The 24,125-nt window shown below is 64.7% G+C and carries 23 protein-coding genes and 2 tRNA genes; 10 read left to right on the top strand and 15 right to left on the bottom strand.

Going from position 1 to position 24,125, the window contains the following annotated elements:
- The first annotated feature begins 35 nt into the window (after positions 1-35).
- Positions 36-830 (top strand): enoyl-CoA hydratase/isomerase family protein, encoded by a 795-nt coding sequence (locus ACQR3T_RS05225; RefSeq protein WP_080730464.1) that lies wholly within the window; start codon positions 36-38, stop codon positions 828-830.
- Positions 831-851: 21 nt separating this feature from the next.
- On the opposite strand, the gene ACQR3T_RS05220 is transcribed toward ACQR3T_RS05225, so the two are convergent.
- Genes ACQR3T_RS05220 through ACQR3T_RS05210 form a run of 3 tightly spaced genes read right to left on the bottom strand, consistent with a single transcriptional unit; the run spans position 852 to position 3,226 of the window.
- Positions 852-1,544: a uracil-DNA glycosylase gene (locus ACQR3T_RS05220; RefSeq protein WP_428692699.1), complete on the bottom strand. Its 693-nt coding sequence runs from the start codon at positions 1,542-1,544 to the stop codon at positions 852-854.
- Positions 1,541-2,065: a gamma carbonic anhydrase family protein gene (locus ACQR3T_RS05215; RefSeq protein WP_032377016.1), complete on the bottom strand. Its 525-nt coding sequence runs from the start codon at positions 2,063-2,065 to the stop codon at positions 1,541-1,543. Before ACQR3T_RS05215 ends, ACQR3T_RS05220 begins: the two co-directional genes overlap by 4 nt.
- A 39-nt stretch (positions 2,066-2,104) precedes the next feature.
- The gene (locus tag ACQR3T_RS05210; protein WP_428692698.1) at positions 2,105-3,226 is read right to left on the bottom strand and encodes a thiamine-phosphate kinase; all 1,122 of its coding nucleotides are present in this window, start codon (positions 3,224-3,226) and stop codon (positions 2,105-2,107) included.
- 58 nt (positions 3,227-3,284) lie between these two features.
- Here ACQR3T_RS05210 and ACQR3T_RS05205 point away from each other — a divergent pair, with 58 nt between their 5' ends.
- Both ACQR3T_RS05205 and ACQR3T_RS05200 read left to right on the top strand, forming a co-directional pair.
- Entirely contained in the window at positions 3,285-3,533 is a 249-nt protein-coding gene (locus tag ACQR3T_RS05205; protein ID WP_032377015.1) for an Lrp/AsnC ligand binding domain-containing protein, read from the top strand.
- A gap of 3 nt (positions 3,534-3,536) precedes the next feature.
- Positions 3,537-4,148, top strand: coding sequence for a DUF3515 domain-containing protein (locus tag ACQR3T_RS05200; RefSeq protein ID WP_032377014.1), 612 nt, complete (start codon positions 3,537-3,539; stop codon positions 4,146-4,148).
- A 9-nt stretch (positions 4,149-4,157) separates the two neighbouring features.
- On the opposite strand, the gene ACQR3T_RS05195 is transcribed toward ACQR3T_RS05200, so the two are convergent.
- Both ACQR3T_RS05195 and ACQR3T_RS05190 read right to left on the bottom strand, forming a co-directional pair.
- Complete coding sequence (locus tag ACQR3T_RS05195) at positions 4,158-5,264, bottom strand: D-alanine--D-alanine ligase family protein (protein ID WP_032377013.1); 1,107 nt, start codon at positions 5,262-5,264, stop codon at positions 4,158-4,160.
- 73 nt (positions 5,265-5,337) lie between these two features.
- A complete protein-coding gene (locus ACQR3T_RS05190; protein ID WP_032377012.1) occupies positions 5,338-6,336 on the bottom strand; it encodes an NAD(P)H-dependent glycerol-3-phosphate dehydrogenase in 999 nt (332 codons plus the stop codon).
- Positions 6,337-6,458: 122 nt separating this feature from the next.
- Here ACQR3T_RS05190 and cofC point away from each other — a divergent pair, with 122 nt between their 5' ends.
- The 3 genes from cofC to ACQR3T_RS05175 all read left to right on the top strand — a co-directional run bounded on the left by cofC (position 6,459) and on the right by ACQR3T_RS05175 (position 10,442).
- On the top strand, positions 6,459-7,229 hold the full coding sequence (gene cofC, locus ACQR3T_RS05185; RefSeq protein WP_080730462.1) for a 2-phospho-L-lactate guanylyltransferase: 771 nt from the start codon (positions 6,459-6,461) through the stop codon (positions 7,227-7,229).
- A gap of 157 nt (positions 7,230-7,386) precedes the next feature.
- Positions 7,387-9,507, top strand: a complete 2,121-nt coding sequence (locus tag ACQR3T_RS05180; protein WP_230594596.1) for an RNA degradosome polyphosphate kinase — start codon at positions 7,387-7,389, stop codon at positions 9,505-9,507.
- Positions 9,507-10,442: an NUDIX hydrolase gene (locus ACQR3T_RS05175; protein ID WP_032377010.1), complete on the top strand. Its 936-nt coding sequence runs from the start codon at positions 9,507-9,509 to the stop codon at positions 10,440-10,442. The genes ACQR3T_RS05180 and ACQR3T_RS05175 overlap by 1 nt, the downstream gene beginning before the upstream one ends.
- Positions 10,443-10,534: 92 nt before the next feature.
- Here ACQR3T_RS05175 and ACQR3T_RS05170 read toward each other — a convergent pair whose 3' ends face one another.
- The 3 genes from ACQR3T_RS05170 to leuC all read right to left on the bottom strand — a co-directional run bounded on the left by ACQR3T_RS05170 (position 10,535) and on the right by leuC (position 13,459).
- The gene (locus ACQR3T_RS05170) at positions 10,535-11,221 is read right to left on the bottom strand and encodes an HU family DNA-binding protein (RefSeq protein ID WP_032377009.1); all 687 of its coding nucleotides are present in this window, start codon (positions 11,219-11,221) and stop codon (positions 10,535-10,537) included.
- Positions 11,222-11,371: 150 nt separating this feature from the next.
- On the bottom strand, positions 11,372-11,989 hold the full coding sequence (gene leuD / locus ACQR3T_RS05165; RefSeq protein ID WP_032377008.1) for a 3-isopropylmalate dehydratase small subunit: 618 nt from the start codon (positions 11,987-11,989) through the stop codon (positions 11,372-11,374).
- 45 nt (positions 11,990-12,034) lie between these two features.
- Complete coding sequence (gene leuC, locus ACQR3T_RS05160) at positions 12,035-13,459, bottom strand: 3-isopropylmalate dehydratase large subunit (RefSeq protein ID WP_428692697.1); 1,425 nt, start codon at positions 13,457-13,459, stop codon at positions 12,035-12,037.
- Positions 13,460-13,603: 144 nt separating this feature from the next.
- On the opposite strand from leuC, the gene ACQR3T_RS05155 reads away from it, so the two are divergent.
- Entirely contained in the window at positions 13,604-14,332 is a 729-nt protein-coding gene (locus ACQR3T_RS05155) for an IclR family transcriptional regulator (RefSeq protein WP_032403157.1), read from the top strand.
- 116 nt (positions 14,333-14,448) lie between these two features.
- Entirely contained in the window at positions 14,449-14,616 is a 168-nt protein-coding gene (locus tag ACQR3T_RS05150; RefSeq protein WP_165430210.1) for a DUF5302 domain-containing protein, read from the top strand.
- 62 nt (positions 14,617-14,678) lie between these two features.
- On the opposite strand, the gene ACQR3T_RS05145 is transcribed toward ACQR3T_RS05150, so the two are convergent.
- Both ACQR3T_RS05145 and ACQR3T_RS05140 read right to left on the bottom strand, forming a co-directional pair.
- Positions 14,679-14,751 (bottom strand) — tRNA-Glu (locus ACQR3T_RS05145).
- Positions 14,752-14,841: 90 nt separating this feature from the next.
- Positions 14,842-14,913, bottom strand: a tRNA-Gln gene (locus tag ACQR3T_RS05140).
- A gap of 245 nt (positions 14,914-15,158) precedes the next feature.
- On the opposite strand from ACQR3T_RS05140, the gene ACQR3T_RS05135 reads away from it, so the two are divergent.
- Positions 15,159-16,736: a bifunctional 3'-5' exonuclease/DNA polymerase gene (locus ACQR3T_RS05135; protein WP_428692696.1), complete on the top strand. Its 1,578-nt coding sequence runs from the start codon at positions 15,159-15,161 to the stop codon at positions 16,734-16,736.
- Here the strand turns inward: ACQR3T_RS05135 and ACQR3T_RS05130 are convergent.
- From ACQR3T_RS05130 to ACQR3T_RS05120, 3 genes are read right to left on the bottom strand one after another with little or no spacing between them, the layout of a single operon-like run.
- Entirely contained in the window at positions 16,682-17,698 is a 1,017-nt protein-coding gene (locus ACQR3T_RS05130) for a YihY/virulence factor BrkB family protein (protein WP_428692695.1), read from the bottom strand. The two genes, ACQR3T_RS05135 and ACQR3T_RS05130, sit on opposite strands and share 55 nt — an antisense overlap.
- A gap of 46 nt (positions 17,699-17,744) precedes the next feature.
- A complete protein-coding gene (gene gltX / locus ACQR3T_RS05125) occupies positions 17,745-19,220 on the bottom strand; it encodes a glutamate--tRNA ligase (protein WP_428692694.1) in 1,476 nt (491 codons plus the stop codon).
- A gap of 7 nt (positions 19,221-19,227) precedes the next feature.
- The gene (locus ACQR3T_RS05120; RefSeq protein WP_428692693.1) at positions 19,228-20,001 is read right to left on the bottom strand and encodes a fumarylacetoacetate hydrolase family protein; all 774 of its coding nucleotides are present in this window, start codon (positions 19,999-20,001) and stop codon (positions 19,228-19,230) included.
- A 133-nt stretch (positions 20,002-20,134) separates the two neighbouring features.
- Between ACQR3T_RS05120 and ACQR3T_RS05115 the strand changes: the two genes are divergently transcribed.
- On the top strand, positions 20,135-21,358 hold the full coding sequence (locus ACQR3T_RS05115; protein WP_428692692.1) for an MFS transporter: 1,224 nt from the start codon (positions 20,135-20,137) through the stop codon (positions 21,356-21,358).
- Positions 21,359-21,438: 80 nt separating this feature from the next.
- On the opposite strand, the gene ACQR3T_RS05110 is transcribed toward ACQR3T_RS05115, so the two are convergent.
- Positions 21,439-22,449, bottom strand: a complete 1,011-nt coding sequence (locus tag ACQR3T_RS05110; RefSeq protein ID WP_428692691.1) for a 3-isopropylmalate dehydrogenase — start codon at positions 22,447-22,449, stop codon at positions 21,439-21,441.
- A gap of 42 nt (positions 22,450-22,491) precedes the next feature.
- Positions 22,492-24,087: a phosphoglycerate dehydrogenase gene (serA, locus tag ACQR3T_RS05105; protein ID WP_428692690.1), complete on the bottom strand. Its 1,596-nt coding sequence runs from the start codon at positions 24,085-24,087 to the stop codon at positions 22,492-22,494.
- Positions 24,088-24,125 lie beyond the last annotated feature (38 nt).

Raw genomic sequence — 24,125 nt, 5'->3', positions numbered from 1 at the left:
ACGGCGGAACAGAAGAGTCGGTTAGAGTCCCGAACGTGACTTATTCGGACGCAGACATTTCCAGCAAGGTCGGCATCGAGGACGGTGTACTGCGCATCGTCGTCGCCACCGAGGCAGGCGGTGCCTCGCTCGACCTCGAAGGCATCGCCGACGGCACCTCGGCCCTCCGCTCCGTCAACGCCGGTACGAGCGCAATCGGAAGCGTCCTGCTCATCGGACGGGGACCCAATTTCTGCGCGGGCGGCAATGTCCGCGATTTCGCCGGTGCGGCCGATCGCAGTGCCTTCGTCGGTTCCGTCGCAGACACGTTCCATGCTTTCGTTCGTGAGCTCGCATCGGTCAGCGTCCCGATCGTCGCCGGGGTACACGGCTGGGCCGCCGGTGCAGGCATGAGCCTGGTGTGTCTCACCGATATCGCCATCGGCGGACCGTCCACCAAGCTGCGCCCCGCGTACCCCTCGATCGGATTCACTCCGGACGGAGGAATGTCGTGGACGCTGCCCCGCATCGTCGGTTCGGGCCGCGCGATGGACATTCTGCTGAACGACTCGATCATCAACGGCGAGGAGGCAGTTCGTCTCGGGATTCTCAGCCGACTGGTGGGCGACGACATCGTGGACAGCGAGGCCGAGCGCCTGGCTCGAACCCTCGCCAACGGGCCGACATCAGCGTACAAGGGAATCAAATCGCTGCTACAGGCGTCCGAATCCGCAACTCTGACAGAGCATTTGGATGCCGAAGCCGCATCGATTTCGGCGGCCGCATCCTCGCCGGCCGGACGAGAAGGCGTCGACGCGTTCGTGGAGAAGCGTCGTCCCGATTTCTCCTGATCCGATCACGGCAACGTCCGATCACGGCAACGTCCAGTCGATCGGCTCGTCTCCCCCCTCGACCAACAACTCGTTGACTCGACTGAAAGGCTTGGACCCGAAGAACCCGCGTGACGCGGACAGCGGTGACGGGTGCGCAGATTCGATGTACGGCACAGATCCGAGCATCGGCTTCAGAGTCGCAGCGTCGCGTCCCCACAGAATAGCCACCAGACCCGGCGCGTCGGGATTCTCGGCTCGGGCGACGAGAGCCCGAATAGCCTGCTCCGTCACCGCTTCCCACCCCTTCTTTCGGTGCGATGCGGCCTGCGACGGTTCGACGGTGAGCACCCTGTTGAGCAGCATCACGCCACGGTCCGACCACGGTGTGAGATCACCGTTGCTGGGCGTGGGTAACCCCAGGTCGTCGGAGTACTCCTTGAAGATGTTGCTCAAGCTGCGCGGCACGGGCTTTACTTCCGGTGCGACGGAAAAGCTCAGTCCCACTGCATGTCCCGGTGTCGGATACGGATCCTGACCGACGATGAGGACCCGGACACGGTCGAAGGGATAGCGAAAAGCGCGCAGAACGTTCTCTCCTGCAGGCAGGTAGTGCCGACCGGCGGCAAGCTCTTCCCGCAGAAAGTCGCCCATCGCAGCAACATTCGACTCGACGGGAGCAAGGGCATCCGCCCACCCCGATTCGACGCTCTCGGCGAGCGGCCGGGGCGTCATCGGTCGATCCGGCGCAGCGCGTCGCGGTAGTACGCGGCATTGGCCGAGTACATCTGTACGTTGATGTCCACATGCCCCTCGGGGACCTGGTACCCCTCCCGGATCTTCGCGGGAACACCGAGCGCCATGGAACGTTCGGGAACGACGAACTTGAACGGCACCACTGCTCCCGCCCCGACGATCGAACCCGCCCCGATCTTCGAGCCGTTCAGCACCACCGAGCCCGAGGCGATGAGGCAGTTGTCTCCGATGACCGCACCTTCGACGTGCGCATTGTGCCCGAGTACGCATCCGGAGCCGATCACCGTCGCGTCGATCGGTGTGCAGTGCACCACGGTCCCGTCCTGGACGTTGGTCCCCGCACCGATGGTGATGGTGCCGTAATCCGCCCGCAGAACTGCGGTGGGCCACACAGACGATCCGGCCGCGAGGGTCACCGCTCCGATCACGACCGCGTCGGGGTGGACGTAGGCGTCGGGATGAATGTCGGGTTCACGATCACCGAGTGCGTAGATAGCCATCTCAGCAACTTAGCCGACTCGATCGGACGTCGGCCGCGTTCACTCGCTCTCGAAGCTCGTCCACCCCGATCTACCCGAATGAACGCGTCCGTCGACGGTCACCCGATTCGCCCGATCGTCACCGACGTGCTCGACACGACCGATCACCGTCCATTCCGCCGGAACGGCACTGTGATCGCCGAACGTTCCGACCAGAGCATGGTCCTCACCGCCCGTGAGTACCCAATCCAGCGCATCGACTCCCATTGTCGTTGCTGCCGAACGCAATTCGGTCGGAATATCCAACAGCTCGGGATCGATGTTCATTCGGACGTTCGATGCATCGGCTATGTGGCCCAGATCGGACAGCAAACCATCGGAGACGTCGGTGAGTGACGTCGCGCCGGCCTCGGCGGCCCCGACCCCTGCCCGGTACGGCGGGACGGGAACTCGGTGTGCGTCGAGCACAGCGTCGTGGCCCGTTCTGTCCGCGTCCGCAAGCAGTAGCGCCAGTCCGGCGGCCGACCAGCCGAGCCGACCGGCGTAAGCGATCAGGTCACCGACACGCGCGCCCGATCGCAGCACCGGCGCCCTGCCCTGAAGATCACCGAGGGCGGTGACCGAGATCACCAGCTCCGGTGACTGCACCACGTCGCCACCGACGATGGCCGATCCCGCGGCAACCGCCTCGAGCCACATGCCCTCGTTGAGGCCGTCGGTCACCCGCACCGGCGTATCGGCCGGGCATCCGAGAGAGACGAGAAATCCCGAGCACCGAGCGCCCATCGCGGCGATGTCCGCGCCGTTCTGCGCGATCGCCTTGCGGCCGATCTGCACCGGACTGGACCAGTCCAGCCGAAAGTGCCTGCCGTGCACCAACATATCCGTCGATGCCGCGATTCTTCCGTCGGGCGCGGCGACGACGGCCGCGTCGTCACCGGGCCCGACGATGGTCGACGGAGGTTGCACGCGGTCTGCGACGGCGCGGGAGATCACCTCGAATTCGCCGAGCTGCGCGACGGTGGGTTCGGTGTCTGCGGCCGACTCGGTGCCGGGGTCGTCGATGATGTTCCTCCTCGAGAACGCGGTGCGTGCGCGACGGACTCGCGCGGAGCACGTGGCCCGCCTGCGGTACCTTTCAGAGGCGGCCGGGACAGCACCGACGCTGCAGGTTACGTGCACAGAGAACGTAGTCGACCCAACTTACAGTCGAGAAGTCCGGCAGGGAAAGGGACCACCGATGGTGCAAGCATTCGTTCTCGTTCAGACCGAGGTGGGCCGCGCGAGGGCCGTCGCGCAGCAGATCGAGGCCGTCGACGGAGTGGTCTCCGCGGAGGCCGTCGTCGGGCCCTACGACGTCATCGTGCGCGCCGACGGTGCATCCGACGCCGAGGTCGCCGAGATCGTCTCCCGCATTCAGAAGGTGGACGCCATCACTCGGACTCTCACCTGTCCGGTCGCTCCGCAGCCGACCGCGTCGGTCGGATAGCTCGTGAGCTCGACCGACGCAGGCAACGACGCCCACGACGACAACACCGACGGCAAGACCGACACCGACGGCACCCGCGAACAACGACACCCCGCCGTGATCGCCACCGCGATCGCGTTGCCGGTTGCGTTGGTGGTCGGAGTTCTGGTCGCCGCCATTGCGGTGAACCGTTCGCCGGTCCACGATCCGGTCGCGTTGGGCCCGGTCGACTCCCCGGACGCCACGAGTGCGCAATGTGCGTCGTTGCTCGACGCCCTACCCGAGGATCTGGGCGACTACACCGCAGCCGAGCTGGCCGACCCTGCGCCGGCCGGGGTTCGCGCGTGGGTCTCGGCCGAGGAGAACGCCGAGCCGGTCGTGCTGCGCTGCGGCCTGACCCGCCCGGTCGGGTTCGATGTGGCTGCGCCGCTTCAGGTCATCGACGGCGTCCAATGGTTCGAAGTGTCCGGGGAAGACGACGGAATCGACGCCAGCACATGGTTCGTCGTCGATCGAGGTGTCTACATCGCCCTGACCATTCCGGGCGATTCCGGTCCGACGCCCCTGCAGGATGCGTCATCGGCGGTGTCGAACGCACTACCCCAGCAAGCCCTCGATCCGGCTCCGTTGCAGTAGCGGACGGAACTAGCGCAATCCCGTCCCGCGGGCGAGCGCGGTGTCGATCAGGGTGGTGATCAGCGTCGGGTAGTCGACCCCGGATTCCGCCCACATCTTGGGGTACATCGAGATGGAGGTGAATCCGGGCATCGTGTTGATCTCGTTGATGACCGGGCCGTCTTCGGTGACGAAGAAGTCCACCCGCGCCAGCCCCTGACAGTCCAGCGCCCGGAAAGCGGCAACGGCGAGTTCGCGGATGCGGTCGCTGGTCGCATCGTCGAGAGCAGCCGGGATGTCGAACTCGCTGACGTCGTCGAGGTATTTGGTGTCGAAGTCGTAGAACGCGTGATCGTCGACCTCCGCATCCGGAATGCGGATTTCGGCAATGGCGCTCGCGCGCACAGTTCCATCCGGAAATTCGAGGACCCCGCACTCGACCTCGCGGCCGTGGATCATTCCTTCGACGATCACTTTGGGGTCGTGTTCACGCGCGACGGCTATCGCGGCGTCCAATTGATCCCACTCGGTGATCCGGGAGATACCGATCGACGATCCGCCTCTGGCCGGTTTGACGAACGCGGGCAACCCGATCCGGTCCCGCTCGACCGCGGTGAGGTCGTCGGCACCGCGGCGAAGTACGACCTGGCGACCGATCGGAAGCCCTTCGGCACCGAGCAGCTTCTTGGTGAATTCCTTGTCCATTCCGGCCGCGCTGGCCAACACCCCTGGCCCGACGTACGGGACGCCCGCCAACTCGAGCAGGCCCTGCAGTGTTCCATCCTCGCCGTACGGCCCGTGCAGTACCGGGAACACCACGTCGACAGATGTGAAGACCGTTGCGCCGTCTCCCTCGCCGAGAGCGATCAGCGCACCGGCGTGGCCCGGGTCGGTACTGAGGGTCAGTGCCGCACCGGCCTTGTCCACGGTGGGCAGCACCCGGTCGTGAATCGTCAGTGCACCGGCATCGGAGGAGCCGAGAACCCAGGCACCGTCCGGGGTGATGCCCACCGGGACCACCTCGTACTTGGCCGGATCGAGATTCTGCAGCACGCTACCTGCCGATACACAGGACACGGCGTGCTCGCTGCTGCGGCCACCGAAGACGACGGCGACTTTGATGCGGGGAGTACTCACGGTGAGAAACCGTACCGTCGCTACCCGCTCGGCGCGGATTCGCCCTGTCGGTCGCGAGCGCGCGAACTCTGCCTCACTCGGGCTTGATACGTCGTCCCAACAGGTGACCGACCGCATCCGGAACGGACATGCCCCCGTGACACACCCGGTGCACCGCATCGGTCAGCGGCATCTCCACGTCGTAGCTCTCGGCGAGCGCACGCACCGACGTGCAGGACTTCACGCCCTCGGCAACCTGTCCGTGCGCTGCTTCCTGCGCGCTTTCGAGGGAACCACCCGAACCGAGGCGCTCACCGAACGTGCGGTTGCGCGAGAGGGGCGAGGAACACGTGGCGACGAGGTCGCCTACGCCGGCCAGACCGGACAACGTCGACGGCTTGGCACCGAGTGCTACGCCGAGTCGGATTATCTCGGCCAAACCCCTGGTCATGATCGATGCGAGAGTGTTCTCTCCGTATCCGACGCCACTGGCCATCCCGCACGCGAGGGCGATGACGTTCTTGCAGGCTCCACCGATCTCGGCACCGATGACATCGGAGTTCGTGTACGGCCGGAAATAACCGGTGGCGCAGGACTTCTGGATCTCCAGGGCGCGCTGGGAGTCCGAGCATGCGATGACGGTCGCGGCAGGCTGTCCCTCGGCGATCGGGCGCGCAAGGTTGGGCCCGGACAGACACGCCACCCGACTCGGATCTGCTCCGGTGACCTGAGCGATCACCTGGCTCATGCGCATGAGCGTGCCGGTCTCGATTCCCTTGGCCAACGACAGCAGTGTCGCGTGCGGCGGGATCGAGTCGGTCCACTCCCCCAGGTTGGCCCGCAGACTCTGTGACGGCACGGCCAACACCACGATGTCGGCTCCGTCGAGAGCACGAGCGGGATCACTCGATGCGTGAATCGACGAGGGCAGCTCGATACCCGGAAGGTAGTCCTTGTTCTCGTGGTCGTCGGTGATGGATGCAGCGAGCTCGTCACGGCGGGCCCACATCGTGACGTCGGTCCCGGCATCGGCCAGTACTTTGGCGAAAGCCGTTCCCCACGACCCCGAACCCATCACCGCTGCTCTGCTCATGCCGCCAACCCCTCACCTGCTTGCCGATGCCCTCGTTCTTCGCGCGGCATCACCCTAACTCGCACACCGGCTCGGGCGGTCGGAGTCGGCACAGATCCGCGACGCTGGCAGGATCGAGCACCATGGGTGCACACCGATTCGACGACGGCGACCGAGTGGCCGCGTCGTCCGACCCTGCCCGCCGTGTTGTCGCGGTCCTCATCGCGGTGAAGGATCTTGCGGCGGCGAAGTCGCGGTTGGCGGCCGACTTCTCGGGCTCCGAGCGAACCAGTTTGGTGCTCGCGATGCTCAGCGACACCGTGGCCGCCGCAGACGCCGTATCGGTGGTGGATTCGGTCACGGTGGTCACCCCGGATCCCCTCGTCGCCGAGACCGCCCGCAGAATCGGCGCGCGAGTGTTCGACGAGCCGGTCGGCGATCCCGCACAGCCACCGGACGCACGTCTCAATCACGCGTTCGCGTCCGCGGCGGCCGTGTTGCGACGCGCCGAGGTCGTCGGCCGGCGACGAGGGCACGACGACGACGCCCGGATCGACATCATCGCGCTGCAAGCCGACCTGCCGGCCATGCGTCCCGCCGAACTCGCTCAGGCATACTCTGTTGCGCCTCGCGGAGGCCGATCACTGGTGGTCGATCACCACGGCACCGGTACCGCCGCATTGATACTCAAGGACTCACCCGGCGAGCTCGCACCACTGTTCGGGGTTGATTCCGCACGCCGCCACGCGGAGTCCGGCGCACAGAAGCTCGACGGCATCTGGCCGGGTCTGCGGCTCGACGTCGACACTGCGGTGGACGTCCGCAGTGCACACCGGCTCGGGGTCGGGCCGGCAACGGCTGCCGTCCTGCGCTCGCTCGGTTGGAGTGACGACGCATCGGCGACAACTGCGTGACCGAGTTTCGCCCATCGGAGTTTCACCCACGCCGGGTATGAGGGATGATCGTCCGGTGAGCAGAGACGACGCGCAGCCGGCCAACGAAGATCCGTCGAGGGAGACCGGGGAAGGCACCGGTTCGGAGCCGGTATGGAGCGCTCCGATCGCAGCGACGATGCCGAGCATCCCCTCCGCGCTACCGGCCGCCACACCGCAGTCGGTGGACATCACCACCGTGCTCCCCGAAAATCGCTATCTCAATCGGGAATTGAGCTGGCTCGACTTCAATTCACGTGTCCTCGCTCTGGCGGAGGACTCGTCGCTCCCCCTGCTGGAACGGGCGAAGTTTCTCGCGATCTACGCGTCGAACCTCGACGAGTTCTACATGGTTCGAGTGGCCGGTCTCAAACGTCGTGACGAGACCGGTCTTTCGGTTCGATCCGCCGACGGTATGACTCCGCGTGAACAGCTCGCGGTGATCGGCCAGCGCACCCAGGAGCTGGCGCTCAAACATGCGCGAGTACTGCTGGATTCGATTCTGCCGGAGCTCACCGCCGAAGGCATCGCGATCATCCGGTGGTCGGATCTGGACAGCGACGAACGTGCCCGGCTCTCGGAGTACTTCACCGAACAGGTCTTTCCAGTACTCACACCACTGGCCGTCGACCCCGCTCACCCGTTCCCCTACATCAGCGGCCTGAGCCTCAATCTCGCTGTGACGGTGAAGGATTACTCCACAACCGGTGAGCATTTCGCTCGCGTGAAGGTCCCCGACAACGTCGATCGCTTCGTGCGGGTCAAGCGCGGCGAAGGCTCGCACCGCATCGACGCGTTTCTGTCGATGGAGGAGTTGATCTCGGCGCACCTCGACGTACTCTTCCCCGGCATGCAGGTCGTCGAGTCTCACGCGTTCCGCATCACGCGCAACGCCGATTTCGAGGTCGAGGAAGACCGCGACGAGGATCTGCTGCAGGCGCTGGAGCGCGAGCTGGCCCGTAGGCGTTTCGGCTCACCGGTCCGCCTCGAGATCGCCGACGACATGACCGAGCACATGCTCGAATTGCTGCTGCGTGAACTCGATGTCGACCCCGGCGACGTCATCCAGGTACCCGGACTGCTCGATCTGTCGTGCCTGTGGCAGGTCTACAGCGTCGACCGTCCCAATCTGAAGGACGCACCCTTCGTTCCGGCGACCCACCCGGCGTTCGGCGAGCGCGAGACCCCCAAGAGCGTCTTCTCGACGCTGCGCGACGGCGATGTCCTGGTGCATCATCCGTACGATTCGTTCTCCACCAGCGTCCAACGCTTCATCGAGCAAGCAGCGGCCGACCCGCAGGTGCTCGCCATCAAGCAGACGTTGTATCGCACGTCGGGAGATTCCCCGATCGTCAATGCGCTCGTCGATGCAGCCGGTGCGGGCAAACAGGTGGTTGCACTGGTCGAGATCAAGGCACGTTTCGACGAGCAGGCCAACATCGAATGGGCGCGCAAGCTGGAAAAGGCAGGCGTGCACGTGGTGTACGGCCTCGTCGGTCTCAAGACGCACTGCAAGACCTGTCTCGTGGTGCGCCGAGAGGGGTCGGTCATTCGCCGGTACTGCCACATCGGAACCGGCAACTACAACCCCAAGACAGCGCGCATCTACGAGGACGTCGGTTTGTTCACGTCGTCCCCGGAGATCGGTGCCGACCTCACCGATCTGTTCAACTCGCTCACCGGCTACTCACGAAAGTCCAAGTACCGCAACCTACTCGTGGCACCGTACGGAGTGCGCCGCGGCATCGTCGAACGCATCGAGGCCGAGGTCGAACACCTCAAGCAGGGACGTGCGGCGGGGATTCGTCTCAAGGCGAACGCGTTGGTCGACGAGCAGGTCATCGATGCGCTCTACCGTGCGTCCATCGCAGGCGTTCCGGTCAAGGTGGTCGTTCGCGGTATCTGCGCGCTCAAGCCGGGAGTTCCAGGACTGTCGGAGAACATCGAGGTTCGCTCCATCCTGGGCAGGTTCCTCGAACACTCGCGAGTTCTGCATTTTCAGGGTGCCGACGAGTTCTGGATCGGCAGTGCGGACATGATGCACCGCAACCTCGATCGCCGAGTCGAGGTGATGGCTCAGGTGAAGGACACACGACTGGCGAACCAGCTGAGCGAGATCTTCGACTCTGCACTCGATCCCACCACGCGCTGCTGGGAGTTGGGACCGGACGGCGGCTGGGTCGCGTCACCGGCGCAGGGTGAGACAGTCCGTGAGCATCAGGTGGAGTTGATGCGTAGCCGGAGGAATCAGGCGTCCTGATGGGAACCTCCGATGGCTCCCCTCGCGCCAACATCTTTGCGGCCGGTTCTGTTCTGTGGCGACGATCTCCGCGCAGCGACGGTGCCGTCGAGATCGCGTTGGTACACAGGCAGAAGTACGACGACTGGTCGTTCCCCAAGGGAAAGCTCGATCCCGGTGAGACCGCTGTCGATGCGGCAGTCCGAGAAGTCAAGGAAGAGACCGGATTCGACTCGCGACTGGGGCGGTCACTGTCCTACGTCACATACCCGATCCCGGGCCACCGTCGGATGAAGAAGGTCCTCTACTGGGCGGCGGAGGCAACCGGCGGTGAGTTCGTCCCCAACGAAGAGGTGGACGAGGTGCGCTGGATAGCACCCGCAGACATCGGCCGCGAACTCTCGTATCCCATGGACCACAAGATTCTTCGCCGGTTCGTGGCCAAACCTGCCGACACCTCGACGGTCCTGTTGGTCCGTCACGGCAGCGCCGGCTCGCGATCGCGGTACAAGGGCAACGACGTCGATCGCCCGCTCGACAAGACCGGACGACGTCAGGCCGAGTCACTGGTCTCGCTGCTTCGGGCATTCGGGGCCGACGCGGTGTACGCGGCCGACCGTGCCCGGTGTGTTCAGACGGTCGCTCCGTTCGCAGAGTCGTTGGGTGCGGAGATCACCCCGGAGCACCTGCTGTCCGAGGAGGGGTATGCCGATGACCCCCGCAAGGGGCGTCATCGCGCTCGCGACATAGCCGAACTGCCCGGCACGCCCGTTGTCTGCAGCCAGGGCAAGGTGATCCCCGACCTGATGCGCTGGTGGGCCGAGAAGGACGGAATCACGTTGCCTGCCAACAGGAATCGAAAAGGCAGCGTGTGGGTGCTCTCGCGTCACGACGGCAGGCTCGTTGCGGCCGACCACATTGCCAGCCCCCTACCCACCCTCGTCTCCGGAGACTAGGGGACGCAACACGAACGACGGTAAGGCCCCCGACTCGATATTCGAGTCGGGGGCCTTACTTGCGTTCCTGCGAGATGCGAAGCCTGCAGGCTCTACTTCTTCGCTGCGCGCTTCGCGGGGGCCTTCTTGGCCGGAGCCTTCTTGGCCGGAGCCTTCTTGGCTACGGTCTTCTTGGCTGCCGTCTTGGCCGGAGCCTTCTTGGCGGGTGCAGCCGTCGTTGCAGCCTTGCGAGCAGTTGTCTTGGCCGGAGCCTTCTTTGCAACTGTCTTACGTGCGGTGGTCTTCGCGGGAGCTGCCTTCTTGGCTGCAGTCTTCGCGGGAGCTGCCTTCTTGGCGGCGGTCTTCGCGGGAGCTGCCTTCTTGGCCGCAGCGGTGGTTGCCTTGCGGGCGGTCGTCTTCACGGCTGCCTTCTTCGCAGCCGTCTTCTTTGCCGCCGCAGTCTTCTTGGCCGGAGCCGCTGCGGAACCGCGCTTGACGGCGGGTCCGGTGGCGGGCAACTTCTGTCCGCCTGCGATGACTGCCTTGAACTGCGCACCCGGACGGAATGCCGGAACGTTGGTCGGCTTGACGCGAACGGTCTCGCCGGTGCGGGGGTTGCGCGCGACACGCGCTGCGCGACGACGCTGCTCGAACACGCCGAAGCCTGTGATCGTGACACTCTCGCCGCGGTGCACTGCACGCACGATGGTGTCGACGATGTTCTCGACAGCCTCTGTGGCGCTCCGCCTGTCAGACCCCAACTTCTCGGTCAGGGCGTCGATCAGCTCTGCCTTGTTCATGGAATTTCCTCCGCTATATGGTGGCCCATCGTCGGACCGACTACTACAACGGTAAACCCCAAGTCGTCAAGAGTCTATGCGCCACGCCAATTTTCATTTTGGTGTCGCGGAATGATTCACGGCCGCATAGCGTGTCGGACCCCCACGCGGTCAGCTTTCGGTCGGGGTCTCGATCCGCGCTGGGAGCGTCAGGGGTTTGTATGAAGGCCTTGACTTTTCATACTCCGTAATGGCCTCTACCTGGCGTAATGTCAATCCGATGTCGTCCAGACCTTCCAGCAGACGCCACCGGGTGTAGTCGTCAATCGCGAAGCGCACCACCAAAGTTCCAGCCGTCACGGTCTTGTCGACGAGGTCGACAATTATTTCCAGACCGGGCTGTTCTTCTAAGGCTTTCCACAGCAATTCGACGTCCGACTGTTCCACTTCGGCCGCCAGCAGACCGGCTTTGCCCGAGTTTCCACGGAAGATATCTGCGAATCGGGACGCGATCACAACCCTGAAACCGAAGTCCGACAGCGCCCAGACGGCATGTTCGCGTGACGATCCCGTACCGAAATCGGGTCCGGCTACGAGTACCGAGCCACGGTTGTACGGCTCGAGATTCAGGATGAAGTTCGGATCCGAGCGCCACGCGGCGAACAACCCGTCCTCGAATCCGGTGCGCGTCACCCGCTTGAGGTAGACCGCGGGGATTATCTGATCGGTGTCGACGTTGGACCGCCGAAGCGGAACTCCGATACCGGTGTGCCGGGTGAAAGCTTCCATCGAATTGTCTCCTATGGGTTCGATCGATCCGAGCGAGGACGCGTTCTACGCGAGATCCGCCGGAGAGGACAGGGTTCCGCGGATTGCGGTAGCAGCAGCAACCAGAGGCGAGACGAGATGAGTACGACCACCTTTGCCCTGCCTGCCCTCGAAATTGCGGTTCGAGGTCGACGCCGATCGCTCACCAGCCACCAGTTGGTCCGGATTCATCCCGAGGCACATGGAACATCCAGCCTGGCGCCATTCGGCCCCTGCGGCAGTGAAAATGTCGCCGAGGCCTTCCTCCTCCGCCTGCGCTCGTACCCGCATGGAGCCGGGTACCACCAACATTCGCACTCCCTCGGCAACTCGGTGTCCCTCCAGAACCGACGCAACGGCACGCAGATCCTCGATCCGGCCATTGGTGCAGGAACCGACGAACACGGTGTCGACGGCGATCTCACGGATCGGCGTGCCGGCTTCGAGACCCATGTACTGCAGGGCCTTCTGCGCCGACGACCGCTCGCCCTCGTCGGTCATCGACTCCGGATCGGGCACCGTACTTCCCAGCGGCGCACCCTGACCCGGATTCGTGCCCCACGTAACGAACGGCGTCAACGTATCGGCATCGATGTGGACCTCGTTGTCGAACACTGCATCCGGATCCGTCGCCAGCTGGTTCCACGACGCCACTGCTGCGTCCCAGTCGGCTCCCTGCGGTGCGTGCGGGCGACCCTTCAGGTATTCGTAGGTGATCTCGTCGGGGGCGATCATGCCTGCCCTCGCACCGGCCTCGATCGACATGTTGCAGATGGTCATTCGCGCTTCCATCGACAGCTTGCGGATGGCCTCACCGCGGTACTCGAGGACGTAACCCTGCCCGCCACCGGTACCGATCTTGGAAATGACAGCAAGAATCAGGTCCTTGCTCGTCACGCCGGGTGCCAGTTCACCGTCGACGGTGATCGCCATCGTCTTGAACGGGCGCAGAGAGAGAGTCTGCGTGGCCATCACGTGCTCGACCTCGCTGGTACCGATGCCCATGGCGATCGAGCCGAAGGCCCCGTGCGTCGACGTGTGACTGTCCCCGCACACGACGGTCATACCGGGCTGGGTAAGACCCAGCTGAGGTCCGATGATGTGCACGATGCCCTGATCGAGATCGCCCATCGGGTACAGCCGCACTCCGAATTCCTCGCAGTTTCGGCGAAGGGTGTCCACCTGGGTACGCGAGACGAGATCTGCGATGGGGGCGAAGATGTCGGCCGTGGGGACATTGTGATCCTCGGTCGCGATCGTCAGATCGGGGCGGCGAAGCCCGCGGCCGGCCAACCGGAGACCGTCGAACGCCTGCGGACTGGTCACCTCGTGTACGAGGTGAAGATCGATGTAGATCAGATCGGGCTCACGAGCGCCGCCTTCTCCTCCGCCTCGGACCACCACGTGCTGGTCCCATACCTTCTCCGCCAAAGTCTTCGGTGTATCGGACATCGGTCTCGTCGACCTCGCCTTCCTGTCGTCGCGTCGGCGAACTTCGCTGGTTCACCTTGCGTCTCGTCTCGACATCATGCCTCTCGGCGCGCTGGAGATCTCACAGTTGTGCAATCTCAGCATTCGGGAGGCTAATATCGTTCTATGAGACAGCATAGCCTGGCCGGCCTCGTCGACAAATCGAGTGGCATCGGTGTACTCGACAAGGCAATGGCGGTGCTGCACGCAGTGGCCGAGAAGCCCTGCAATCTCGGCGATCTGTGCGCTCGCACCGCCCTCCCCCGCGCCACCGCTCACCGACTCGCGGTCGGCCTGGAGACCCACCGACTGCTCGTTCGAGATGCCGACGGCCTGTGGCACACCGGGCCGGGCCTGGGAGAACTCGCAGCGAGCGCGTCCGACGCATTGCTCGACGCCGCCGCCTCCGTGCTCCCACGCCTGCGCGAAATCACCGGTGAAAGTGTGCAGATCTATCGGCGGGAAGGAACGGTACGTGTCTGCGTGGCGTCCATGGAGCCCCCGACAGGCCTTCGAGACACAGTGCTCGTCGGCGCGCGACTGCCGATGACAGCCGGTTCCGGTGCCAAAGTTCTACTGGCATGGGCAGACTCGCACACTCAAAGAACCGTTCTGCCCGATGCAGAATTCGGCGAGCGCGTCCTCATCGAGGTACGACGCCGCGGCTGGGCGCAGAGCGCGGGCGAGCGCGAACCTGGCGTCGCCAGCGTGGCGGCGCCGGTTCGCGACGGCAACGACACTGTGGTGGCGGCGATCTCGGTATCGGGACCCATCGATCGAATCGGACGCAAGCCCGGTGCGCGCTGGGCCGCGGATCTTCTCGCAGCAGCCGACGCGCTGCACAAGCGTCTCTGACCGATGCTCTCCGGCCACGGTCGGACAGCCGAAAATCAGCTGAGCCCGCGGCGAGAATGGAGTACCTTCGTCTCGAGCGGCCCCACCGGCCGGTCGCCTACTGCGAGGAGTCACCCATGCCCGAATCCGGCAGTGAAGAATTGAAGAAGAAGTTCCGCGAGGTTCTGGAGCAGAAGAACAGCAAGGCCCACAATTCCGTCGAGCACAAAGACGGTGGACCGAAGGTCAACAGCACCCACGGACCGGCCGACCATCAGAAGATGTTCCGTCGCAAGAGCGTGTGAAGCATCCGGCCCGAAACGACAACACCCTCTCGATCCGAGGATCGAGAGGGTGTTGTCAGTTGTAGCCCCGACGGGATTCGAACCCGCGCTACCGCCTTGAGAGGGCGGCGTCCTAGGCCGCTAGACGACGGGGCCAGGAACTTCACCTGCATTGTTTCGAGCTTGTAAGTGCCGAGTCAGCTTAACTGCCTCGGCACCGGCGACAAAATCGTCGCTACCTGCTCGCTGGGGTACCAGGACTCGAACCTAGAATGGCGGTACCAGAAACCGCTGTGTTGCCAATTACACCATACCCCAATGGACTTGAATCGAACTGCTCACCGACATCGGTGTGCACTGCGTTTCGAGCCGGGATAGAGACTATCAAAGGTGCATACCCATTCTCCAAATCGGCTGCTCAGAGCCTCCAAAACGACGCTGTGGACGCGCTCCGACAGCGCTCGACCGGCGTCTGTCGCCGATGCACGAGCCCGCACTGCCCCTCGGGTCGCACGTACAGCAGACTTGATCTTCGTGACCGCTCGCACACACCGCACAATCCGATGAAGGTCGTGCTCGTACCTCGCGGCGAGCAGGCGGTACTGACGTATCTCGACGACGACTGTGCGATCCGAGGCGTACCCACCGTGGTCGAGGATCCGGCCGCAGCAGTTGCCGATCTCGAGGCGTCCGAACGGCCGAGATGGGTATGGGAGGACACCAGCCGGATCTACCCTCGTCTCCTCGAACGTGGGATACGCGTGCGCCGTTGCCACGATCTCGCTCTGGTCGGCGCGATTCTGGCGATGCGAACCGGCTCCGCAGCTGTCCCATCCGCACCCGCAGACCTGCGACCGGGACTGTTCGACGCGGATCCGCACTCCGACCCCGCAGACGTGGTCACCGAGTACCAGCGTCAGTTCGAGCACATCGGTGACGACCGCGCACTGCACCTACTGGCGGCAGCGGAATCGGCCGGGGGTCTGGCCGCTGCGGAGATGACCCACAGCGGATTACCGTTCTCGGCAGCGGCGCACCGGCGTCATCTCGAGTCGATGCTCGGGGCCCGTCCGGTCGATGGTTCCCTCCCCCCGTCTCTGGTTCGGCTCGAAAGCGAGATCTCGTCGGCGTTCGGCCGACGCGTCAATCCTTCGTCTCCGGTGGAGGTGGTGGCCGCGTTCGCACGCTCCGGAATCGAACTGACATCGACTCGCGCACACGTCATCCGCGAGATCGATCACCCTGCCGTCCCTCTGCTGTTGCGCCATCGCGATCTCTCGAAATTGCACAGTACGAATGGGTGGGCTTGGCTGGACTCGTGGGTGCGGGGCGATCGGTTCCGGCCGGTCTACGTTCCCGGTGCCGTGGTCTCGGGCCGGTGGGCAAGCCGCGGCGGGGGCGGTCTACAGATTCCGAAACCGTTGCGAGCCAGCGTGATCGCCGATCCCGGACATACGTTCGTCGCCGCCGACGCCGGACAACTCGAACCCCGCATTCTCGCGGCGATGTCCGGCGACCCACGCATGGTTGCCGCTGCCGGTACCGCTGATCTGTACGCACCCGTGGCAGCAGAGTCGTTCGAGGGCGATCGAGGCAAGGCCAAGGTCGCCGTTCTCGGAGTTCTGTACGGCGCGACGTCGGGTGAGGCTCGCGGTCTGCTGACGAGACTGCGGGCCAGGTTCCCCGGTGCGGTGGGACTCGTCGAAGAGGCCGCCCGCGCCGGCGAGCGGGGTGAGGTCGTCCGTTCGTGGCTGGGTCGGGCCTGCCCACCGCCCTCGGCGCAGTGGTGGGCCAGTGGTGACGCTCACGCACGTGGACGATTCACCCGTAACTTCGTGGTACAGGCCACCGCTGCGGAATGGGCGTTGTGCTTGTTGGCCGATCTGCGCGGACGATTGCGGGACGAGATCGGAGCCGGGAGTGGCGAGTTGGTGTTCTTTCAGCACGACGAAGTGGTGGTGCACTGCCCGACGGTCGATGCAGACACGGTGTCGGAAGCCGTTGCAGCGGCGGCATTGTCGGCTACCCGGTTGATGTTCGGCGATACGGCCGTGCGGTTTCCGATGGAGACGAGAATCGACCGCTTCTACGGCGTTTCGGCTTCCGATTCGGAGTCGGAGTCGGAGTCGGAGTCCGACTGAGCACTCGGTGGGTCCTCGAACGTCACCTCGATTTCCTCGAATGCTGTGCTGCGCTGCGCCTCTGCCTGTCCGGTGTAGGTGAGCTTGTCACCCTCGGTCAGTTCCACGTCGTCGGTGAAGGGTGCCAGAAGGGCTCGCGGGAAGAGTCGATCGACACGAACGACGTTGATCTCGATGCACATCACCACGGACAACGAGGTGACGTACAGAAACGCGAGCAGTCCGAGCACCACGGCGAACACTCCGTTGGTGACGGTCGCATTGCTCACCACGTACTTGACGTAGACGCTGCCGAAGCTCTGCAGCAGTTGCCAGATGATGCCCGCCGCGATGGCACCCGGCAGGACGTCTCGGATGGACAGGGGCCTGGCGGTCGCCAAGCGGAAGGCAACGACGAACACCGCGACGTACAGGAGGGTGGCCACGGTGAAAACGATCGGGCCGGCCTCGGGACCGAAATATCCTGCGGCACTGAGCACATTGACAGCCGTGATCGTGAGGGTCGCGATCCCGACAGTACCGAGCAGGCCCAACCCGCGCACGCGGGCGCGGATCGGATCGGGGCGCACGTTCTTGGGCACGGCCCACGCGGTGTTGGTCGCGTTCTGTAATGCCACCGACACACCGAGCCCACCGTAGAGGGATCCGAGTCCACCGACGACCAAACCCACGACACCGCCGCTGATTCGATCCGGCTGCCCGAGTTCGTCACCGATCACCGGAATCTGCCCCAGCGCCGAGTCGAGGATCTGTTGTTGCAGTTCGGGGCTACCGACCAACACGATGCCCAGAACCGTGGAGAACAACAGGAGCGCGGGAAACAGCGAGACGAAGGCGTAGTAGGTGATCAGGGCGGCAAGATACCCGCCCTGATCGTCGACGAACTTGTACACCACCGCAATGGGATATCCGAGAACCGGCCGCCTGCGCTGCAGTCGGTCGAGTCGATCGGCGACACTCATGTGTCGAAATCTCCGACCGAGCGTGACGGCCCGCGACGAACCGCCGTCACGCGATACGAGTGCGTGCAGCAGCCAGACGAGCGAGGGTCCTCTCGCGGCCGAGCAGTTCCATGGACTCGTAGAGCGGCGGGCTGATGTGCGACCCTGTCACTCCCACTCGAACCGGAGCAAAGGCCTTGCGCGGCTTGAGCTCCAGCTTCTCGATCAACGCGTCCTTGAGAGTCGCTTCCAGGTCCGCCGTGGTCCAGGTCTGCAACGCCGTCAGTGCCTCGACAGTGGCGTCGAGAACGGGTGCGGCATCGGGGCCGAGGTTCTTGGCTGCAGCAGCGGGATCGATCTCGAAGTCCGCCTCGTCGACGAACAAGAATTTCAGCAGTCCCCATGCGTCCGACAGCACGACGATGCGGGTCTGCACCAGATCGGCCGCGACGGCGAAGATCTTCTCGTCGACCGGCTCGGTGAGATGGCCTCGAGCGACGAGGTATTCGCGCAAGCGCGCCGCGAAATCGTCCGCTGCCAGCATCCTGATGTGCTCGGCGTTGATCGCGTCGGCCTTCTTCTGATCGAAGCGCGCCGGGTTGGAATTGACCGACGAGATCTCGAACGCCGCCACCATCTCGTCGAGCGAGAACACATCGTGGTCGTCCGAGATGCCCCACCCGAGAAGGGCGAGGTAGTTCAGCAACCCCTCGGGGATGAATCCCCGATCGCGGTGGATGAAGAGATCGGCTTCGGGATCACGCTTGGACAGCTTCTTGTTGGCCTGGCCCATCACGAACGGCAGATGCCCGAACTCCGGGGTCCGATCGGCCACGCCGATTCGGATCAGCGCCTCGTAGAGGGCGAGCTGACGAGGGGTCGACGACAGCAGGTCTTCGCCGCGCAGCACATGGGTGATCTTCATCAGTGCGTCGTCGACGGGATTGACCAACGTGTACAGCGGAACTCCGTTACCGCGGGTCAACGCGAAGTCCGGTACGGTTCCCGCCTTGAACGTGGTCTCCCCGCGTACGAGGTCGTTCCAGGTCAGATCGTGATCGGGCATACGCAGCCGTACGACGGCTCCACGCCCCTCGTCCAGAAAGCCCTGCCGCTGTTCCGGAGTCAGATCGCGGTCGAAGTTGTCGTAGCCGAGCTTGGGGTCGCGCCCGGCGGCCTTGTGGCGAGCTTCGACTTCCTCGGGCGTGGAAAACGATTCGTAGGCTTCACCGGCGTCGAGCAACTGTCGAACGACGGCCGTGTGCTGATCTCGACGCAAAGACTGACGGTAGGGCTCGTACGGACCGCCCACCTCGGGACCCTCGTCCCAGTCGAGACCGAGCCAGCGCAATGCGTCGAGCAGGGCGGCGTAGGACTCCTCGGAGTCGCGTGCGGCGTCCGTGTCCTCGATGCGAAAGACGAAAGTTCCACCGTGATGCCTCGCGAACGCCCAGTTGAACAGCGCTGTTCGGATGAGTCCGACGTGCGGGGTACCGGTGGGAGACGGGCAGAATCGAACGCGTACGGCTGCTGGAGTGGTCATCGTTGCCCTACTTCTTCGCTGCGACGGGATTGGTCAGGGTACCGATTCCCTCGACGGTGATCGACACACTGTCACCGTCGACGATGGGTCCCACTCCCTCGGGGGTTCCGGTGAGAATGACGTCACCGGGGAGCAGCGTCATCACTGCGGACACCCACTCGATGATCTTCGGAATATCGTGCAGCAGAAGCGAAGTGCGGCTCCGCTGCTTGACGACACCGTCGACCTCGGTCTTGATCTCCAGATCGGAGGGATCGATCGAGGTCTCGATCCACGGCCCCAGTGGGCAGAAGGTGTCGTGCCCCTTGGCACGAGTCCACTGCCCGTCGTTCTTCTGGTGATCACGGGCCGAGACGTCGTTGGCGACGGTGTATCCGAGCACCACCTCGTACGCCTTCGACGCGGGAACATCCTTGCAGGGACGACCGATCACGATGGCCAGTTCACCCTCGTAGTGCACCTCGTTCGACGACGACGGCAGCACGATGGCCGCACCCGGGCCGACGATGGAGGTGTTCGGCTTGATGAAGATCACGGGGTCCTTCGGTGCCTCACCGCCCATCTCGGCCGCGTGAGCGGCGTAGTTCTTGCCGATGGCGATGACCTTGCTGGCGAGGATGGGAGCGAGCAGTCGGACGTCGGCCAGCGGCCACGACCGACCCGTGAACGTGGGTGTGCCGAAAGGATGTTCGGCAATTTCCTTCGCAGTCTGCGAGTCACCCTCACCTTCGATACTCACGAATGCCACACCATCAGGACTTGCAATTCGACCGAGACGCATGCCCGAAGTCTATCGACCGTCGTTCTTCACACGTCGACGCCGTCCGATCCGTTGATCCTTCGCCGGTGTAATGTTCCGAACAGGTTCCATATTTCAAGACTGAATGTTCACATAGTGAGATCGTGAGGACGGAATGGACGCCACGAAGCAGTTGTCCGGTATCGGCGAGACACGACGGTGGTTCATGCTCGTACTCGGAATGCTTGCCCAGACTGCAGGTGCCGTCTTCATCAACGGTGCTGCATTTCTCATTCCCGCTCTGCACGACGACCGAGGGCTCGGCCTTGCCACGGCAGGATTCGTCGTTGCGATGCCCACCGTCGGCATCATGTTGACCCTCATCGCATGGGGCGTGCTCGTCGACCGGATCGGCGAGCGTCTCGTCCTGGTGATCGGGCTCGGGCTCACGGCCGCCGCGAGTGTCGCTGCAGTGGTCAGCACCTCCATTCCGGTGCTGGCCGTTCTTCTGCTGATCGGCGGTATGGCGGCCGCCAGTGCGAACAGCGCGAGCGGACGAGTCGTGGTGGGATGGTTCCCGCCGCATCGCCGTGGATTGGCGATGGGTATCAGGCAGATGTCGGTACCGCTGGGCGTGGCCGTTGCAGCACTGACCATCCCACCCATCGCTCGGGACCACGGCGTCGGAGCGGCTCTGCTCGTACCCGCCGCCGTGTGCGCAACAGCCGCACTCCTGTGTCTCGCTGTCGTCGACCCCCCGCGTCCCAATCGCACCGATGCGGCGGAGCAGGGTTTGCTCGACAATCCGTACCGAGGCAGCAGGCAACTGTGGCGCATTCACGCCACGTCGATCCTGTTGGTGGTCCCGCAGTACGTGGTCTGGACGTACGCGCTCGTCTGGCTGATGACCGACCGAGGATGGACGGCAGCGGCGGCGGGCGTTCTCGTCACGGTCACGCAGATTCTCGGCGCACTGGGCCGGATGTGCGTCGGCGCACTGTCCGATCGGGTCGGCAGCCGCATGCGGCCCCTACGGTGGGTCGCGGTGACTGCCGCCGTCAGCATGCTCGGACTCGGAGTGGCCGACTGGTTCGACTCCCCCGTCGCGATCGTGCTGCTCGTCGTCGCGTCCGTAGCCACCGTTGCCCCGAACGGTCTTGCCTTCACCGCTGTCGCCGAGATATCTGGACCGTATTGGAGCGGACGCGCCCTCGGCGTACAGAACACGAGTCAATACGTGTTCGCGTCGGCCGTGCCGCCGGTGTTCGGGGCACTTGCGGCGGTCAGCTTTCCCATCGCATTCCTGGTGTCGGCGATCTTCCCCGCACTCTCCGTGCCGATCGTCCCCGACGATCCACGTCCCGAGATTCCCGCCGAGAATTCCGACAGTGCCGGCTGATCCAGCACGGCGGGGATATCCGGAAACACGACATGCCACGGTGGGCAGTCGGCCTACCGTGGCATGTCGTGTCGATCGAGCTACAGGCGAGCGGCGATTCGTGCGCCGATCTCCTTCGTCGACGCCGCCGTCGTCCCTCGCTGCGCGAGATCCGCTGCGACAGCGGCTTCCACTCGCGCGGCTCCCGCCGCATCTCCGAGATGATCGAGCAACAGCGACACCGACAGGATGGCAGCGGTCGGATCTGCCTTCTGCTGTCCGGCGATGTCGGGCGCACTACCGTGAACCGGCTCGAACATGCTCGGGTTGGTACGGGTCGCATCGATGTTTCCGCTTGCGGCCAAACCGATTCCACCGGTCACTGCGGCCGAGAGGTCGGTCACGATGTCGCCGAACAGGTTGTCGGTGACGATCACATCGAACCGACCGGGATCGGTGACGAGGTGAATCATCGCGGCATCGATGTGCTGATATGCGACCTCGACGTCCGGGAATTCCGCGGCAACCTCGTCGACGGTGCGAGCCCACAGGCTGCCTGCGAAGGTCAGCACATTGGTCTTGTGCAGCAGCGTCAGATGCTTCCTCCGAGTGAGCGCTCGCTCGAAACCGTTGCGCACCACCCGCTCCACGCCGTAGCGCGTGTTGACGCTGACCTCGGTAGCGACCTCGTGCGGCGTACCGACCCGAAGCGCACCACCGTTTCCGGTGTAGGGCCCCTCGGTGCCCTCGCGCACGACGACGACGTCGATCTCCTTGTCGCCGGCCAGCGGGCCGACAACTCCGGGATACAGCTTGGCCGGACGCAGATTGATGTGATGATCGAGCGCGAATCGAGCGCGCAGAAGCAACCCGCGTTCGAGCACACCACTGGGTACCGACGGATCGCCGATGGCTCCCAACAGGATTGCGTCGTGCTCACGCAGTTCCGCCAACACCGAGTCCGGTAGTAGCTCCCCGGTGGCGTTGTAGCGGCGCGCACCGAGGTCGTACTCGGTCTTCTCGGTACCGGGCGCGACCACGTCGAGCACGGCAAGCGCCTCGGCGACGACCTCGGGTCCGATTCCGTCCCCGGCGATGACGGCCAGCTTCATCTCACTCCTCGTAGTTCGTGTTGGTCCGATCGGCTGCGGCGATCAGGACAGGTCGACCAGCTCGATGGTGGAGGCACCCACCGCGGTCGCGATGCTCGCACTGAGCTCGGCCGGAACGTCCTTGTCGACGCGCAACAGAATCGTTGCGCCGTCACCCTCGGAGTCCTGGCTCAGCGCAGCGGCCTGAATGTCGATGCCTGCATCACCGAGCAGCGTGCCGATCCGGCCGAGACTGCCGGGCTGATCCGCGTAGTTGACGATGAGGTTCTTGCCCTCGGCGCGCAGATCGAAGTTGCGACCGTTGATGTTGACGATCTTCTCGACCTGCGTCGTCCCGGTGAGAGTTCCGGCGACGTTCAGGACCGTTCCGTCGCCGTACACGGCCCGGACGTCGACGACGCTGCGGTGGTTCTCGCTTTCGGACGCCGTGGTGACCTCGGCGGTGACGCCACGCTCCTCGGCGAGCGACGGAGCGTTGACGAACGTGACCGAGTCCTCGATGACCGCAGAGAACAAGCCCCGCAACGCCGACAGCTTGAGGATCTCGACGTCCTCGGCGGCCAGTTCGCCGCGTACGTCGACCGAGAGCGACGTGGGAAGCTCGGTGGACAGTGCGCCCAGCAGTACGCCCTGCTTGCGCACGATCTCGAGCCACGGCGAGACCTCTTCGCCGACGGCCCCACCCTTGACATTGACCGCGTCGGGCACGAATTCACCTGCGAGAGCGAGCAACACGGACTTGGCCACATCGGTGCCTGCGCGGTCCTGGGCCTCGGTGGTCGACGCGCCGAGGTGCGGGGTGACGACGACCTGGGGCAGCTCGAACAACGGGCTGTCGGTGCACGGCTCGGAGGCGTAGACGTCGATACCGGCGGCGAAGACATGACCGCTGGTGATGGCGTCGGCCAGCGCCTGCTCGTCGACCAGACCACCGCGAGCGGCGTTGACGACGATGACACCCGGCTTGGTCTTGGCGAGGGCTTCCTTGCCGATGATGCCCTTGGTCTCGGGCGTCTTCGGCAGGTGAACCGAGAACATGTCTGCGCGCTCGAGCAGCTCGTCCAAGCTCACCAGTTCGATACCGAGCTGCGCCGCGCGGGCAGCGGAGACGTAGGGGTCGTAGGCGATGATGTGGGTTTCGAATGCGGCGAGACGCTGCGCGAACAACTGACCGATGCGGCCGAGGCCCACGACACCGACGGTCTTGCCGAAGATCTCGACACCGTTGAACTTGCTGCGCTTCCACTCGTGCTGACGCAGGGTGGCGTCGGCAGCGGGAATCTGACGCGCGGCCGCGAGGAGCAACGTGACTGCATGCTCGGCGGCGGTGTGGATGTTGGAGGTCGGTGCGTTGACGACGAGGACGCCGCGCTCGGTGGCTGCGGGTACGTCGACGTTGTCCAGGCCGACGCCGGCGCGGGCGACGATCTTGAGATTGGTCCCGGCAGCGAGCACCTCGGCGTCGACCGTGGTCGCGGAACGCACGAGGATCGCGTCGGCCTCGGGAACCGCGGCGAGCAGCGCGGGACGATCCGGGCCGTCGACCCAACGGACCTCGACGCCGTCACCCAGTGCCTCGACGGTGGACTGCGCAAGTTTGTCGGCGATCAGAACGACAGGACGGCCTGGCTGGCTCACGTGAAGAACTCCCTAAGTCGGTTCGAGACTGTTGACGG

It is taken from the genome of Rhodococcus sp. IEGM1428 (assembly GCF_050321865.1).
In the GTDB taxonomy this organism is placed as follows: Bacteria; Actinomycetota; Actinomycetes; order Mycobacteriales; family Mycobacteriaceae; genus Rhodococcoides.
This window is presented reverse-complemented; position numbering and strand designations above follow the sequence as displayed.

Excerpts from the sequence above, each read along its gene's own strand:
- ACQR3T_RS05220 (WP_428692699.1), bottom strand. The coding sequence starts at position 1,544 with ATGACGCCCCGGCCGCTCGCCGAGAGCGTCGAATCGGGGTGGGCGGAT.
- ACQR3T_RS05215 (WP_032377016.1), bottom strand. The coding sequence starts at position 2,065 with ATGGCTATCTACGCACTCGGTGATCGTGAACCCGACATTCATCCCGAC.
- ACQR3T_RS05205 (WP_032377015.1), top strand. The coding sequence starts at position 3,285 with ATGGTGCAAGCATTCGTTCTCGTTCAGACCGAGGTGGGCCGCGCGAGG.
- ACQR3T_RS05190 (WP_032377012.1), bottom strand. The coding sequence starts at position 6,336 with ATGAGCAGAGCAGCGGTGATGGGTTCGGGGTCGTGGGGAACGGCTTTC.
- cofC (WP_080730462.1), top strand. The coding sequence starts at position 6,459 with ATGGGTGCACACCGATTCGACGACGGCGACCGAGTGGCCGCGTCGTCC.
- ACQR3T_RS05180 (WP_230594596.1), top strand. The coding sequence starts at position 7,387 with ATGCCGAGCATCCCCTCCGCGCTACCGGCCGCCACACCGCAGTCGGTG.
- ACQR3T_RS05175 (WP_032377010.1), top strand. The coding sequence starts at position 9,507 with ATGGGAACCTCCGATGGCTCCCCTCGCGCCAACATCTTTGCGGCCGGT.
- ACQR3T_RS05170 (WP_032377009.1), bottom strand. The coding sequence starts at position 11,221 with ATGAACAAGGCAGAGCTGATCGACGCCCTGACCGAGAAGTTGGGGTCT.
- leuD (WP_032377008.1), bottom strand. The coding sequence starts at position 11,989 with ATGGAAGCTTTCACCCGGCACACCGGTATCGGAGTTCCGCTTCGGCGG.
- leuC (WP_428692697.1), bottom strand. The coding sequence starts at position 13,459 with ATGTCCGATACACCGAAGACTTTGGCGGAGAAGGTATGGGACCAGCAC.
- ACQR3T_RS05155 (WP_032403157.1), top strand. The coding sequence starts at position 13,604 with ATGAGACAGCATAGCCTGGCCGGCCTCGTCGACAAATCGAGTGGCATC.
- ACQR3T_RS05150 (WP_165430210.1), top strand. The coding sequence starts at position 14,449 with ATGCCCGAATCCGGCAGTGAAGAATTGAAGAAGAAGTTCCGCGAGGTT.
- ACQR3T_RS05135 (WP_428692696.1), top strand. The coding sequence starts at position 15,159 with ATGAAGGTCGTGCTCGTACCTCGCGGCGAGCAGGCGGTACTGACGTAT.
- ACQR3T_RS05130 (WP_428692695.1), bottom strand. The coding sequence starts at position 17,698 with ATGAGTGTCGCCGATCGACTCGACCGACTGCAGCGCAGGCGGCCGGTT.
- gltX (WP_428692694.1), bottom strand. The coding sequence starts at position 19,220 with ATGACCACTCCAGCAGCCGTACGCGTTCGATTCTGCCCGTCTCCCACC.
- ACQR3T_RS05120 (WP_428692693.1), bottom strand. The coding sequence starts at position 20,001 with ATGCGTCTCGGTCGAATTGCAAGTCCTGATGGTGTGGCATTCGTGAGT.
- ACQR3T_RS05115 (WP_428692692.1), top strand. The coding sequence starts at position 20,135 with ATGGACGCCACGAAGCAGTTGTCCGGTATCGGCGAGACACGACGGTGG.
- ACQR3T_RS05110 (WP_428692691.1), bottom strand. The coding sequence starts at position 22,449 with ATGAAGCTGGCCGTCATCGCCGGGGACGGAATCGGACCCGAGGTCGTC.